This is a genomic window from Actinoplanes sp. NPDC051346, assembly GCF_040682215.1.
Classification (GTDB): Bacteria; Actinomycetota; Actinomycetes; order Mycobacteriales; family Micromonosporaceae; genus Actinoplanes.
This window is the reverse complement of sequence record NZ_JBFBAJ010000031.1, coordinates 1-14,375: the sequence shown is the minus strand read 5'-3', so window position 1 is coordinate 14,375 and position 14,375 is coordinate 1. Positions and strand designations below refer to the sequence as shown.

The following is a 14,375-nucleotide window of genomic DNA, read 5'->3' as shown; positions in this document are numbered from 1 at the left end:
ATCGCCTGAACGGCGGCGAGCGGGGTACTCGCCGCGACCGGCTTCACCGGCACGGCGAGCTCACCGACCTGGCGAGGCATGCGCTCCTGGTAGCCGGTGGGCGCCATGGTGCCGGTGAGCGCCATGGTGCCGGTGGGCGCCATGGTGCCGGTGGGCGGCATGGTGCCGGTCATGACGGCGCCGGCTCGGTGGGTGGCGGGGTGACGTCGCAGCACACGCCGTCGAGCAGGGTGGGGTCCTCCGGTCGCGGGCGCTGTCGGAAGAACACCGACCGCTGCACCCCGTCGTAGCCGATGATCCGGCAATTGAGGTCGGCCGCATGCCCGGCAAGCGCGCTGGCGCGGAACGCCGCGTACCTGGTCTGGTCATCGGGGTGGATCAACGCGCCGATGTTCTCGGCGACGTCCCCGGTGGGGTCCATCGGCCCGCCGAAGATCTCCGTGCCGTCGGCGCTGGCGTAGACGGCGCGGACACTGCCGTCGGGCTGGGCCTTGATCGTGTAAGCGTAGCCGCGCAGCGACGAGATCAGCTGGTGCAGGTGGCGGCGGGTGCGGGCGGACTCCAGCTCCACCTCCTTCTCCCGGGTACGGTCCAGCAGCAGCCCGTCCCAGACCACGGTGCCGTCCGGCAGGCGCTCCGGCCGGGAGATGCCCTGCACGTAGCGGCGCTGCCCGTCGCGCAGGATCGCATGCCCCTCCCAACGCCAGTGTTCGAGGCTGTACGCCGACACCCGGAGACTGGCCTGGATCGCCTGCTCCTGCTCGTGCGGGAACAGGCCAGTCACCACCGTGGCATCGGCAATGACCGCCTCGGGCTCGACCCCGAAGATCTCACGGCAGCCGTCGGAGACGTACGAGAACGAGGTGAACCCATCCGGGGCCACCTCGAACCGGCACGCCATACCGGGCATGTTGCTGACAATCCGCTCGAAGCGTTCCTCGCTGCGACGCAGCGCCTCCGCGTCGCGCCGGCGCGCGGTGTCATCGATCGAGATCGAGCACACCCCGCGCGGTACCCCACTGGGGTCGAGCAGCGGGAACCGAGTGACGATGTACTGCTGCACATCGTCGCCGGCAGGAATCTCCTCCACGGTGGTCGAGGCGGTAGCGGAGCGCAGCACCAACTCGTCGCGCTCCTGAGAGACCGCCGCCAACGCGACGGGAAGCACGTCGGCCTCGGTACGCCCGACCAGCTCACCGGCGGCGACCTGGAAGCGGCGTTCGAACTCGCGGTTGACGAACAGGTACCTTCCGTCGGAGTCCTTCGCGGAGATCACCGCGGTGGTGTGGTCGAGGATGGCCTGCACCAGGGAGTTGCTCTCCCACAGCGCCTGCTCGGCCTCACGCCGACCAGTGCTGTCGTGAGCAAACGCGCAGAACCCGTCCGCGCCGTTGTTGACCGGGTCGATCGTGATCTCGATGAGCAGCTCGTGGCCGTCACGGTGACGCGCTGGCAACTCGAGGCGCCGGCCGAGCCCTGCGGTGTCGCCGGTCACCAGATGGCGGGTGAATTCGACCAGGAACGCGGCACGCATCTGCAGCGGCACGATCGTGTCGGCCACCGACTGCCCGACGATCTCGGCGCGGGTCCAGCCGAACATCCGCTCGGCCGCCGGGTTCCAGTCCGTGATCACACCCAGCCGGTCGACACCGAGGTACGCCAGCGACGTGGCACTCAACGCGCCCGCCGGGACCGCCGGGCCGGTTGCCGTCTCGGCGGTAGCACCGACAGTTCTCTCAGCCAACACGGATCCCTTATTCGGAAGTGCCGGCCGCCAGTTAAGGGGTTGGGGGACGCCTATCCAACCAGCGGTCGGGATCAGGTGGAAGCCGACCCTATGAGTCTGCACGAGTGGTGCTGGTGTGCCGGTGGAGATTCATGGTGCGCGGCTGACTGTCCGGCACCAGTTTGCCGGCGCGGGGCGCGGTGCTGAGGGTTTGCGCCCTGACGAGAAAGAGCGGGGGTCGGATTCACTCGCCGGTCAGCTGAGGATCATCCGTCGCGGGCAGCGTCCGGGGCTCGCCAAGATGTCCGTGGACCTGCGCCGAATCGTGGAACGCTTCACGATCTGATTCGACCAGCGGCGGCGCTGCACGATCACAGGCGCATACTCTTTCCGAGCGGTTCCAGATCGAAGGCGATCAGGCCCTGCGCACCGGGCGGATCTGGCGCGACACCGGCTACGTCTTCACCCGACCTGACGGCCAGCCCTACCACCCGAACCACCTCACCCACCGGCTGCGCTGGCTCACCAACCACCACGGTCTGCCACCGGTGCGTCTGCACGACCTGCGTCACGGCGCCGCGGCCCTCGCCCACACCGCCGGCGTCGACCTGAAAACCGTCCAAGACCAACTCGGGCACGCCAGCATCGTGCTCACCGCCGACACCTACACCAGCGTGCTACCCGCCGCCCAACACAAGGCCGCCGAAGCCATCCGCCCGCGCCGTCCGCGGCAAGATCCGCCGCCAAAGCCCGGCATCCACCACACCCCGCCGAGCTAACACCGCACCCGCGACCAAACCCGCCGGTCAAAGCCCCGAACAAACTGTCCGGCAGGAACAAAGTCGGCGAGACCGACCCGAGCGGCAACGAGCGACCAGCAAGCGGCCACATTCCACACGCGACAAAGCTAAGAGGCAAAACCGCAGGTCAAAAGGGTGGGCCGCCGGGGACTCGAAACCCGAACCTAAAGATAAAAGTCCGTAGGGAGAAGCCATTCTCGGCGCGGCTAAGAAAGGGACTTTACTCTCGCACAGTCCGGCCGGGTCCGGCCACGTCCGGCTACGTCCGAGTGAATGAGAACAGCCATTTCATGCGGGAATCCGGTGGGGTCCGGCCGCGTCCGGTGGGGGTACGGAACATCCGAGCGACCGCGGAGCGACCGATTGAGCCGGTGAGGCTCCCACCGCCAGGCCATCGCGACGGTGACCAGCGGAGCGACCGAAGCCGCCGACAGTGCCGTCTCATCGACATGTCGGCTGTTTCATCTCACTGATCTGTCATCTTCCTACGGAAGAGGATCGTTAAGCGGCTCCCGCAAGGCTCTGATCAGGAGTGCGCCATCTACGGCGACAGAACGATGAGAAAGCGACAGATGAAGAGAATCTAGTGTAGGTTCTCGCCTCTGTCGGCGGCCCAGACTGCGGGAGAGTGGTCCCGTCTTGTGCTTTTTCGCTGTGTGCCCGCTGGGCGTTCTCACTGTGATGGCGGTTGCCGATTCGGGCTGAGGCCGTTATGCCCGGAGCGGCGTTCCTGCTGTCGTGCTAGTCAGCTGCGGGTGCCGTCCGGTGGGGAATCGGCGGTTGGCTGGTAGCCGAGTAGTGGTGCCGTCTCGGTGAGGGTGAGCAGGTAGCTCACGGCCGGGGACGCGGCGCTCACGCGTACAGTGCGGCCCGCCGCGGCGGACTGCTCGCTTACCTGCAGCAAGATCCGTAGGCCGGTGAGGTCACAGAAGTCCAGGCCGCTGAGGTCCAGGCGTACCTGCGGCGCTGGTGACCGTTCGAGCAGGGTTCTCAGCTGGGTCCGTGCGGTGTCGGCGGTGGTGATGCACAGTTCACCGGTTATCAACACGGTAAGCACTCCGTCGGCTGCGGTGTCTGCGACCACCCACAGACCTGCGACGGGATCCGGCGTTTGCATTCTGTGGCTCCCTTGCGCATCGGTGCCGATGGCCCTGTCCGGTGGCGGCATGCCCCTCAGCGGTTCGGAAAGTGTGGCATGTCACGGCCGCCGCTTCACCCCTCTGGGTGTCGGTCAGTGGGGCCCGGCTACACCGTCGAGCAGGGCGGCCGCGGTGTCGGCCAGCGAGAGGCCGGTGTCAGCGGCTCGGAGCCGTAGTTGCCGGTAGGCCTCGGCGAGGGTGTGGTGGTCGCGGGCCATGAGTACACCGGTGGCTTGTTGAATGGTGTCCCGCACGGTCAAGGCCTGTGTCAGTCCGGTGAGCAGGTGCTGAACGCTGGCGTCGATGTCCGGTCGGTTGCCGGTCGGTGGTGGCTGCCCGGTGTAGACGGTGCGGACGCCGGCGATCAGGGGGGCCATGGTGGCGGTGTCGTGGCTGTAGAGGTTGAGTACGGCGATCGGTCTGCCGCTGCCGGCGAACAGCGGTATCGACAGTGAGGCGTGCAGGCCGAGTTCGTGCGCCGTACGGTAGAAGCCTGGCCAGGACATGGTCGCCGCGATGTCGGGTACCCCGACCGGCGCGGCCTCCTCGAGGGCATGCAGGCAGGGTCCGGCCTCGTCGGCGTATTGCGCCTGGTCGACCGCCCAGGCCAAGTCGCTGCTGGCGGCTACGGTGGTGTAGCCCTGCCCGCGCCATGCGGTGATCGATGCATAGTCGGCGGCGGTGAGCGTGTCGACCGACAGACGGACGACCTGGGCCAGGTGGACGTCGATGAGGGAGGCGTCGTCGGGCGTTGCGGCGAGCGCGACGAGGGTGTCCGCCAGCGAAGCCGAAGCCGACCCGTCGGGGGTGTCGGGGTGCTGTGAAATCGGCATGGCTTGCCTTTCTCGTCGCGGCCGCACCGGGTGTCGCGCACTCGCGGCGGGTTCGGCTGCGAGGCAAACGTAGCGGTAGATGCCGGCGGTCCGCCGCTGCGACGGCGCTTACCCGCGCTCGCGCGGCACCGGTGCCGGCAGCCGGTAGCGCAGCAGCAAGCGGGCGCCGCCCGTGGCGGTGGTGGTGATGGCGAGATCGTCGGCGACCTGATCGATCAGCCAGAGGCCGCTACCGCTGCCGATGTCGTTGGGTACGACAACCGGCACGGTGACATCCGCGGGCATGCCGGGGCCGTCGTCGCTGATCTCGCACCCCAGGCTACCGGCGTGCGACCACAGCCACAGCCGGCCGCCACCGCCGCCGTGGCGCACGGCGTTGGTCGCCGCTTCATGGATGGCCAGCACAAACTTGTACCGCACGGAGTCAGGCAGGCCGGCGGCGGTCAGCCGACGGTGCAGCACGGCGCGAAGCGCGGTGAGGGTGTCGCGGTCGAAGCGCCGGACCAGCAATACCGGATCGGTGCTCGTATCGGCGCCGGTCGGGGCGGTGGCGGGATCGCCGTCCAGGATGGCCTGGGCGATCTCGCCCAGCGGCCGGCCGACGCGTGCGCTGTGCCGCAGCATCTCGTCCAGAGCGGCGTCGATGTCGATGTCCAGGCGTTCGGCGACGATCCCCTTGGCGCGCTCGATGAGCACCCTGCTGTTCAACACGTGTCGCAGCTGCTCGCCGAGGACCCGGCGTTGCGCCAGCGTGCGGTGCTGCAGCAGGCCGACTGTGGTCACGTTGGCCAGCGCCTGCCCCAGCCGGATGTCGTCGCCGCTCAGCGCCCCGGCCTGAGCGCGGAGCAGGGCGAGCACACCGATGACCTCGCCGCGCAGGCGCATCGGCAGCGCATACATCGAGCGGAACCCGGCGGCGTGGGCCTGCCGGGTGAACTTCGGCCACCGCCCGCCGGCCGTGTCCAGGTCTGGGACGGCCACCAGCTCGCCGGTGGCGAAGCAGTCCGCGCACGGCGCCACGTCGATCTCGAACAACTCCAGCAGTCGGCCGTACTCCGACGACGCCGCCGTCAACCGCAGTACTCCGTGCTGGTCGGCCACCATCACCCCGGCCAGCTGCACCTCCAAAAGCTGCACGCACCGCCCGGTGAGCAGGCGCACGAACTCCACCACATCGATGTCGGCGACCAGCGTGTCGGACAACTCCACGAACGCCTCGGCCACCGCTTGCTCCCGCGACATGCTCACCTCGCACCATCCCTGTCACCGGCACCGCGGCCCGGACCACCGTCAAGTTGATCGAAGCGCAGCCGGCGGGCCACCACCTCACCTGCCACCGCGTCCAACTCGTGCTCAGCGGCGAACGCGTACGCACGCAGCCGGGCGAACGCCTCCTCAACACCCGCCTCGAGCTGCACACTGACCATGCCGGTGGCCTGGTGCACCACCGCCCGCTGCGCCAGGTAACTCCCGGCACCGTCGCCGTAGTCACCACTGACGTCCCCGTTCGGCAGGGCCTCGGCCAGCAGCAGGTCGGTGACCGCGTCGGCGAAATCCAACGCGTCCGCCAATTCCTGACCGGCCAGAGCACCCGGGCTGTCGCGGTACAGATCCAGCACGCCCACTCCCAGCGTGCCGGCCCGTAACGGCAGCGCGAACAATGCCCGTGCGCCGGCCTGCAGCGCCGCCCCGGCGAACGCCGGCCACCGCTCACGCCATACCGCAGCCTGCAAGTCGTCGGCCAGCACCGGGCCACCCATGTCGAAGGCATCCCGGCACGGGCCCTCACCCAGCAGCAGCTGCAGCTGCTCCACCCGCTCGCTGACCGGGTCACTGGCATATCGCACCTGCTGCGCCGTGCCGGTCATCACCGCCACACCCACACCCTGAATGTCGGGAAAGTGCGCCACACACGCCCGGCACAACACTTCCACGTCCGGGCCGTGCGCCGCCACCAGCCGATCCACCCGTGGCCGCCGGCCATCGCTATCCACCACGACCACGGCCAGCCCCGCCCTTGCACACACACCGATCGGTCACCATGACGGAGACCTCCGACCCTGCCCCGGGGCAACCGCGCGAATTCGGACCCGGCATCACAAGAGCCGGCATCCCACCGAAACGACACCATCCGCGTCAATGGCAGATCTGCCCCCACCCTACCCTTGGCAGCCGCCATCGGCCCGGGCCGCCGATGCCGACCCCTACAGGGGCCTTCCCGAACGAGGGACCGCGCCCGCAGCGTACGGGCGTGGGCGGTGAGACCACCTGTTGTGACGGCAATCAGCGCCGTCCTGGCGCGCCGGCCTGCTGATCGACCGCGCCGGCCTCAACGTTCAGGGCTGGGCCGGACCGGACCGACGCCCGCCGGCTCATCCACACGGTTATCCACAGCCTCGCGAGCGCCGCGGGATTGCCCTGCCGGGCGGGGTGATCGTGCGGGTCGCGATGCTCGCCGGCCCGACCGCCCTGGCCGACCCGGCGGCTCCGGACGACGTCCACCGGTTCACCGCGACGGTGCAGGTCACCGCTCGGTAGGCGGCATATGGTCTGGTGGACCGCGGGTCTTGCTCTGCCACCGTCCGGTGCGCGCCAGAGGTGGTCCGGCACCGGACTGACTGGGGTGCTTACGTCTGCCGACGATCCGGCATCACGACATTCCGACGGCCGTAGAGATCAGCGTTCCTGTTCGCGGCGTTCGAGGTCCCGCTCACGGGCGTCGGCCACGTCCTCGCGGATGTCTTCCCACCGTTCATGCGCGCTTACCTGTTGCTGGCGTTCGTCGATCAGGTGATTACGTTCCTGCGCGAGCCGGTCCCGATCATCGGCCTGCTCCTCGCGCTCGTCGGCACGCTGGTCACGCTCATCAGCTCGCCGTTCACGGTCGTCGGCCTGCTCCTCGCGCTCGTCGGCACGCTGGTCACGCTCATCAGCTCGCCGTTCACGGTCGTCGGCCTGTGCCTGCCGCTGATCGGCATGCCGGTCATGCTCGTCGCGGGCGTCTGCCAGCGGAATGTGATCCGCAGGCGGGAGCGACGGTGTTTCGTTTGCGGTTGCGCCGGTCGTGACCGGTCGCGGCGCGCCGCGCGGATAGAGCATCGCGGTATCGGCGGGTGCAGTGCCATCGCCCAACAGCAGGACGGCGATGCCGACGATGTGCAGCAGCCACCCGACATGCGGTTGAGGATCATGCAGGGCCAGCGCGACACCGCGGCCGGCGCCGAGCTGGTAGGCGTCGCGCAGCACCCGCGCCCCGGCCGCGTCGACGAAGCTCAGCTGAGCCGCCTGCACGTCCACGTACTTGACACTGCCGTCCATCGCCGTGTCCAACAGCTGCATCAGCAACGGCCCGCTAAGCCGATCCAGTTCGCCGGCCAAGGCCAGCGTGGCCCGGTCGCCGTCGGTATCCACCGTCACGTACAGCCGGGCCCCGCCATCGGTAAACAAGGTCACGACGCCGTCTCCGCCTGGGTGTCAAGGTTCGCCCACACGACCTTGCCGTGCCGGCTCGGCATCGCACCCCACGTGGCAGCCGCGGCGGCCACCAACCCCAGACCCCACCCTCGCTGGAGCGCGGCGGGAGGCGTGCCGGTGTCGCGCAGTTGCGGAAGATCCCGGCTGCGATCTTGTACGGCCAGATGCAACCTCACGTCGCGCACCGATACCCACACGTCCATGTCGGTGCCGGCGTGGAGGACCGCGTTGGACACCAGCTCCGACACGATCAGCCGAGCCGGGTGCACCAGGTGCGCCACATCGAAGGCCAGGCACGCATCACCGACCATCGTGCGAGCCAGCGCGCCCGCACCGGGCACTGCCGGCAGCGCCAGGTGATGTTGCGCAATCCAGCCATTCTGGCTTGGCGTTGCCGCCAATGCCGCATCGACGGTGTCGGCCAGCATCACCGTCTGATCACCGTCCGCCGACAGGCGCTGCCGCACCGCGAGCACCGCCGCGCATACCACCAGTATGACCGGCGGATCGACCGTCCGGGCGTAGCGCGCCGCGGTGCGCCACATCGTCGCTGAATCCCCGGCCGGGTCCTGCAACTGCGTCAGATCGACCAGCAACATCCGAGGGGCCTGCGTCACGCACGCCCGCAGCACCCGCGACGCCTCCTCGCGCAGCGCACCGTTCCAGCGTCCCCGCACCGTCACCTGCGTGATCCCGTTGTCGGGCTCACTGACGCAGACGATCTGCGGACTGTTCACCACCAGAAAGGGACCGTTCATAACAAACCAGATCTTCCGTGTTCGGCAGGGAAGCGGTTGCTTCGTTCTGAGTTTCCCCTCCCCGCCGCCGTCACGCCAGAACGTCACCACCTGACTTACGCCAAATCCGCCATAGCCAGGCAGACAACGAACGAGCCGCCAGCAGTGCGCACGGCCGGGTGTCGGACACCGGCTCGACGGCGCCGGATCCAGTGTCCACGATCTGTCAGGCCGCCTCGCCGGTCCAGGAGATCCAGCGCAAGCGCCGACCATGCCGCCTCAGCCGGACGCGGTCTCTAGGCGCAACACAAGGTGGGCGCTTCCTCGATACGCCGGGCCGGCCACGGCTTTCCCCACCTCGCGAAGGAGCAAGATCGGTATGGCACTCAACGACAACGCGCTGGTAATCCCGGCCGTCGGCTACATCTACACCACCCCACCGAGCACCGCCCGGCCCGCCAACCGAGACAACCCGGCAGCGCCGTGGGTGGACAACGGCCACAGCTCGGAGGACGGACTCTCGATCACCTTCGAGATCAGCACGACGAAGCGCCGGACCTGGCGGCGGCCTCGCTTCGATCAACCGGGGAAAGCGTCGTCCAACGCGAGCACCCGCACACCCGCCGCCGACTTCGGCGGCCCCACGTGCACCCTGCCATCCACCAGCAGCAACTGCCGGCGCACCCGCAATTCCCGGAGATGATCGTCGAAATCCTCGTCCCGAAGTGCGACCACCTCGCCGCGGCGCAGGCCGCGCAACGCGACCAGCCACCACAACGGGAACAGCGGGTCATCACACCGGCGACCTCCTGCCGGCTGATCGCATCCACCGCCCGCTGCACCGTGCGCACCCCACTCCGCCCGTCCAGATCCGCCAGCCGACACCGGCCCAATCGCGGGATCAGATGCCGAACCGTCACCGACCGATACGCGCGCACCGTCGCCGGCCGCAAACGGTCCTCGAGCTGCGACAACCAGCACTCCAACCAGCGCCGCACCGTCCACGTCTGCGCGATCGCCTCCGGCCCCGGCAGCTCCAACACGACGGCCAGCGCCCGCTCCGCCGCAGCACGAGAACTGAACCCACCACGCCGTAGCCGACGCTGCCGACCATCAGCCCCGGCACATGCGCATCGAAATACCAACGGCCGTGGCTCACATCGCCCAGACGAGAACACTTCGCGCCTAACTGCCTGCCCGTCTCGGGCGACCGGCACGCACACCGCCGAAAACACGATGCCTGAACAGCGAGCGGCCACCACGACCGCGACATCAGCCGAGGACCGCCGACCACGGGAACCAGCTCCGACATCGCCAAAACCGATCAAGTTGATCACTCCGTACATGTCTGTAGGAAGTGAGCTCTTGATCTTCAGGTTCTGGATTCGAGATCCGTCGGCTTCGCCGCACGAGATGTGGGGCCCGACCATGCCTCACATCTGCCTCACATCGTCCAGTCAAGACGATGATGACCGGCTATATCCGCTGGTCGGCAATGGTGGGCCGCCGGGGACTCGAACCCCGAACCTAAGGATTAAAAGGTGAGCGCCATTCTCGGTGCGGCCACAAAAGCGGACTTTATTCTCGCACAGTCCGGCCGGGTCCGGCTACGTCCGCGTGATTGAGAGCGGCCATTCCAGGCGGAAATCCGGTGGGGTCCGGCCGCGTCCGGTGGGGGTACGGAACATCCGAGCGACCGCGGAGCGACCGGGTGAGCCCGGCGACTCTCCTACGGAGGCCAATGATGCCGTGGATGGATGACACCACGGCCGACGATCGCGCTCGGCTGCATCCATGGCGGTACGAGGCCAGTTGGTGTTCCGCTGGCTCGGTCAGTGCGAAATCGTAATCCGAATTGCCTGGCCGGACCGCATGGCCGAGAGCTTGTTCGTTTCCGAACGTTCGGCGTTTGAAGCCGTAACCGGATCGATCGAGATGTTGGGTCCCGTTCTCGACCTGTGGAGTGTCTTCGGCCGTAACAAACGAATTCTCCTGCTGCCCGAGCGGCGCGATTCTGGATGGTGGCCAGTCCAATCCCCCGGGCCAGCTTGGGAGGTGGCACACATGAAGGGTGACGACCGGCGAGCCCGCCGCCGTGGCGGAGGCGGAGCCTTCGCGGGAGCTGACGCCTTTCGAGCAGGCCTCGGCGGTGCTGGATCAGGAGACGGCGGCGCTGCTGAAGGGTGACGAGAAGGGCTGGCTCGCCGCAGTTGATCCGAGCCGGCTGAAGTTGGTAGCGCGGTACCGCAGCATGTTCCGCAACCTGCGCGGCCTGGGGCTCAGCCGTGCGGAGTTTCATGCCCGGGGACCCCATCTACAGGGCGGCTGAGGAGACGCCCGGCGAAGTCGATGTCGACGGTATGCGCTGTCCCAGTTGGCATGACGAACCCAACTACCAGCCGCCGAAGACCACGACCGAGCTCACGTTCAAGCTGGCCGAGGGCGTCACAGGAGGTCTTCCAATTCAAGCAGGCCATCTCTGATTGCCAACGGAATATCCGCAGCAAAAGGCCGGGCGGCGTCTACTAACCATCTAGCCGCCTCAATAATCTCTTCCGGCTCGTCGACCCGCAGGAGCAACTCTTCCAGATTGTCGACATCGCCATCAATCTCAGCAGCGGCACGGCCTTTAAGTTCATGCGTTTGCTGCGCTATTCTAATAACCTTCACAAGCCGCTTGGCGGAAGCGTAGACCGCCAGGAAGCCAACTAGGGGTGCGGCTTCGGTATGGCTTGGTTGAATCGTCCCGCGAAGGGCGTTATCAATTCCTTCGCAGAGCATCCCAAGATCGACAATTGCATCTCTCAGCTCGGATTCGCTTGCAGCTGGGACAGAGAAAGGCTCAGATACATGTTTAGAGACATACCCATTTGCGGCCATGGCTTTGGCGACACGATCGACCGTACTATCGAATGCCGACCCGTAGGACCAAACAACTCTTCGAATATCGCCCATATCTCCACCTACAAAGTCGATCCGATATACTTCACATTACCAGTCTGCAGGAAACGTGCTCGGGTTGGCCGTGATATCGAGCCACGGGAGAAACAATCTACAGTGTCCGTCGCACGGCGCCATGGGCGTTCCGTGGGACTTTCCGAAGGCGTCATCCACAGTTACTGACCTCATTGTCGATCCCCGAAATTCGACCCCTTCGTGGACGGCTTGCGAAATGCAATGCAGCTCTGCGCACTTCATGTGTCGCTTGTTTCCCGTAGCAGATATATAGTCGTTGACGAGACCTTCGATATTCGCGTTCTTCTGGCCGTTATGTCCGTAGAATTTGCGGCCGCTCGGAGTGGTCATCTCCGTAACCACCTTGATGGCATGTCCGTTTTCGGCCTTCTTTCCCCTGACATCATCGGCGACTACGAGAAGTGGATCACGCGGTTCGGCCATGTCGCACTGCCAGATGAGCGCGGATCGGGACCCATCTCCCCGCCGAAGCCCTCCGGAAGAACAGGGATCATCCAGTTGAACTTGGGCTGGGACGCTAAGGGTGTCACCCACCCACCCCCCCTGCTGCGATCCAGCAGCTTCATCGGCGACGACCCTGGTGGCTCTTGCCGAGATGGAGGGACCAGGGTCCACTCGGCTGGTGCCCGGACGGTCGGCGCGTTCCTTGGGGACACGCGGTTTGACCTGGGTGCCCGGCGCCGGCGGCATGATGAAGGGGCTGTCGGAGCTGGCACCTCGACTACCGGCCTGATCGCCGCACCAAGCGACGTCCCTTCGCGGCTGACTGCGGACGTCCGGACACACTGCCGTCGCCACTCACCATCGCTGGGTCGTGGACAAAACAGCGGACGTTGGACCTGACGCGAAGAGGTCTGGAACTCCCCGGGCAGAACGCTTCGACCAACTCGCGGAAACCGGCAGGCAGCGCAAGGTCCAGCGCATCCTCGACCGCACGCCAGTCCACCGCATGATTCGCGTACCGCACGCCGAGAAGTTCCTGAAGGCGCCGAACACCCTTGACGTTCACGATCGCGGCCTCGGTAAGAGGGGCAGCATGCAGCGCTGCCGCCGACTCCGCGTCGAACCCAAGAATCCTCCCCAGGATTTGTGAGGACCGGCTCAGGACGGCGGCAACACGACTCCGTCCGGATCCCTGGCGAGCTCGAGGAGGAACTTTGGCGTCGACATCGGATAGGTGACGTGGTGTTGTAGGGACGCATCGATCGCCACCACCGGCCACTGCCGCGAGCGCCCTCCGGGTGTTTGGGCCCAGCACAGGTAGCCGCCGCCGTCAAGTCGACCCCATGGGATGAGACCTTGACTCTCTGGGTGAACGGTGCCGAGAGGGCCGCCGCGCGCCTTCCGCTCGGCCTTGACGCGCTTGGACAGGGCCTTCATCTCGGCGAAGAAGTCATGCTCACCACTACCAGGAGCCGACATCCGGGCGGGCCCGACCCGCACAGCTCCGTAGGTTTCCAGAATTTCGCAAAAGTCGCTGGGCAACGTGCGTCGGGCCTGCTCGAGGAAAGCATAGCGGTCGAATCCCGGAAGGGGTGTGGCCTCGATGTGGCCGGCCAACTCCGCGACAGGGCGGGACAACGAATTGAGCGCCCCTTCCTCCAGGCCGTCAAGCCAGTAGGCGGACGTCGGCCCGGATGCAGTGATCGGGGCCCGCTGTCCCTCGAGAGCCACGAACTCCGGTGGCTGCACAGCCTCCGTGACATAGCTCAACTCGCTGATCACTGGCGGCTCGGTGAGCAGCGCGATCAAGAACTCCACCGTCGACATCTCATATACGGGCCAGGGATCTGTCCCTGAGTCGCAGAGGACGGTGGGCCACGTGTCCGGTCTGCCGTTGCCGGGGCGCCAGCACAGCGTGTAGTCGAATCCGATCGTCGCCCACGGCACCAGACCACCCGGCTCCGGATATACGGCCATCGGCTCGGGCTGGTCCTCGGCCCAGTCGGCCACGATCCGCGCGTAGCTGGTGATCTCCTTGCGGAAGCCGGCGCCGCCATCCTGCTTCGCCGGATGCAGAGCCTTGAAGAAGGTCTGGAACTCCCCGGGCGGGAACGCTTCGACCAACTCGCGGAAACCGGCCGGCAGCGCGAGGCCCAGCGCATCCTCGACCGCACGCCAGTCCACCGCACGATTCGCGTACCGCACGCCGAGAAGTTCCTGAAGGCGCCGAACACCGTTGTCGTTCATTTTCGGTTGTCAATCCTTATCGCTAGAGTTCCACGTCTGCTAGCCACGACGATGCTGACGGACTCCGGCACCGGGTTGCTCGCCGAGTCGCCGTTGATGAAGTTCGGCTCAACACGGTAGTAGACGGTTTCCCTGTCATTCTGAACCCACCGGCGAACAACCTTCTCCACACCGTGCCAAATTGCGCTGGAATTTACCTTGTCCTGGGTAGAGCGCGACAATGTTGCGGCCGTCCGAGCCGCTGCCTCCCAGTTCCTTGGCGATGAGATGCCCTCGCGCCATTCCCTTGCCGGGCTCGTAGCCTTCCGGCGTGAAGCTCGCGTCAGTGCCGGTGGGCGGTAGCACGCCCGGGTAGCAGGCCTCCGCGCCGGTGGCGACGTCGTTCTGCATCGGGAAGTAGTTGATCAAGCAGCGACCTGACGGGCTTCGTCGACCAGCAGACAGGGTTCGGTGAAGGACCAGCTGCCCTCGGGGGTCGTCACCGTGGCACCGATGACCAG

Annotated in this window: 12 protein-coding genes and 2 pseudogenes; 3 read left to right on the top strand and 11 right to left on the bottom strand. The window is 66.9% G+C overall.

The window, feature by feature from the left end:
- Nucleotides 1-169: 169 nt before the first annotated feature.
- Nucleotides 170-1,744: a PAS domain S-box protein gene (locus AB0M36_RS37405; protein WP_364167500.1), complete on the bottom strand. Its 1,575-nt coding sequence runs from the start codon at nt 1,742-1,744 to the stop codon at nt 170-172.
- Between the two features lie 422 nt (nt 1,745-2,166).
- On the opposite strand from AB0M36_RS37405, the pseudogene AB0M36_RS37400 reads away from it, so the two are divergent.
- Nucleotides 2,167-2,409 (top strand): annotated as a pseudogene (locus AB0M36_RS37400) (tyrosine-type recombinase/integrase); the annotation flags it as partial.
- Between the two features lie 862 nt (nt 2,410-3,271).
- Here AB0M36_RS37400 and AB0M36_RS37395 read toward each other — a convergent pair.
- From AB0M36_RS37395 to AB0M36_RS37370, 6 genes are all read right to left on the bottom strand, one after another.
- Entirely contained in the window at nt 3,272-3,643 is a 372-nt protein-coding gene (locus AB0M36_RS37395) for an STAS domain-containing protein (RefSeq protein WP_364167497.1), read from the bottom strand.
- Nucleotides 3,644-3,757: 114 nt separating this feature from the next.
- Entirely contained in the window at nt 3,758-4,498 is a 741-nt protein-coding gene (locus AB0M36_RS37390; RefSeq protein ID WP_364167494.1) for a GAF and ANTAR domain-containing protein, read from the bottom strand.
- Nucleotides 4,499-4,606: 108 nt separating this feature from the next.
- Nucleotides 4,607-5,740 carry an ATP-binding protein gene (locus tag AB0M36_RS37385; protein ID WP_364167492.1) on the bottom strand — a complete coding sequence of 378 codons (1,134 nt, stop codon included), beginning with the start codon at nt 5,738-5,740 and terminating at the stop codon, nt 4,607-4,609.
- Between the two features lie 2 nt (nt 5,741-5,742).
- Nucleotides 5,743-6,453, bottom strand: coding sequence for a GAF and ANTAR domain-containing protein (locus tag AB0M36_RS37380; RefSeq protein WP_364167489.1), 711 nt, complete (start codon nt 6,451-6,453; stop codon nt 5,743-5,745).
- 721 nt (nt 6,454-7,174) lie between these two features.
- Entirely contained in the window at nt 7,175-7,951 is a 777-nt protein-coding gene (locus tag AB0M36_RS37375; RefSeq protein ID WP_364167486.1) for an STAS domain-containing protein, read from the bottom strand.
- Nucleotides 7,948-8,820, bottom strand: a complete 873-nt coding sequence (locus tag AB0M36_RS37370) for an ATP-binding protein (RefSeq protein WP_364167483.1) — start codon at nt 8,818-8,820, stop codon at nt 7,948-7,950. Before AB0M36_RS37370 ends, AB0M36_RS37375 begins: the two co-directional genes overlap by 4 nt.
- A 268-nt stretch (nt 8,821-9,088) precedes the next feature.
- Between AB0M36_RS37370 and AB0M36_RS37365 the strand changes: the two genes are divergently transcribed.
- Nucleotides 9,089-9,412: a hypothetical protein gene (locus AB0M36_RS37365; protein WP_364167503.1), complete on the top strand. Its 324-nt coding sequence runs from the start codon at nt 9,089-9,091 to the stop codon at nt 9,410-9,412.
- A 220-nt stretch (nt 9,413-9,632) separates the two neighbouring features.
- Here the strand turns inward: AB0M36_RS37365 and AB0M36_RS37360 are convergent.
- Nucleotides 9,633-10,055, bottom strand: a pseudogene (locus AB0M36_RS37360) (hypothetical protein); the annotation flags it as partial.
- A 725-nt stretch (nt 10,056-10,780) separates the two neighbouring features.
- Between AB0M36_RS37360 and AB0M36_RS37355 the strand changes: the two are divergent.
- Complete coding sequence (locus tag AB0M36_RS37355; protein WP_364167480.1) at nt 10,781-11,038, top strand: hypothetical protein; 258 nt, start codon at nt 10,781-10,783, stop codon at nt 11,036-11,038.
- Between the two features lie 116 nt (nt 11,039-11,154).
- On the opposite strand, the gene AB0M36_RS37350 is transcribed toward AB0M36_RS37355, so the two are convergent.
- The 3 genes from AB0M36_RS37350 to AB0M36_RS37340 form a co-directional block, all read right to left on the bottom strand.
- Nucleotides 11,155-11,664, bottom strand: coding sequence for a hypothetical protein (locus AB0M36_RS37350; RefSeq protein ID WP_364167477.1), 510 nt, complete (start codon nt 11,662-11,664; stop codon nt 11,155-11,157).
- 1,122 nt (nt 11,665-12,786) lie between these two features.
- A complete protein-coding gene (locus AB0M36_RS37345; protein ID WP_364167474.1) occupies nt 12,787-13,875 on the bottom strand; it encodes a hypothetical protein in 1,089 nt (362 codons plus the stop codon).
- Nucleotides 13,876-14,010: 135 nt separating this feature from the next.
- Nucleotides 14,011-14,283, bottom strand: a complete 273-nt coding sequence (locus tag AB0M36_RS37340) for a hypothetical protein (protein WP_364167472.1) — start codon at nt 14,281-14,283, stop codon at nt 14,011-14,013.
- Between the last annotated feature and the right edge of the window lie 92 nt (nt 14,284-14,375).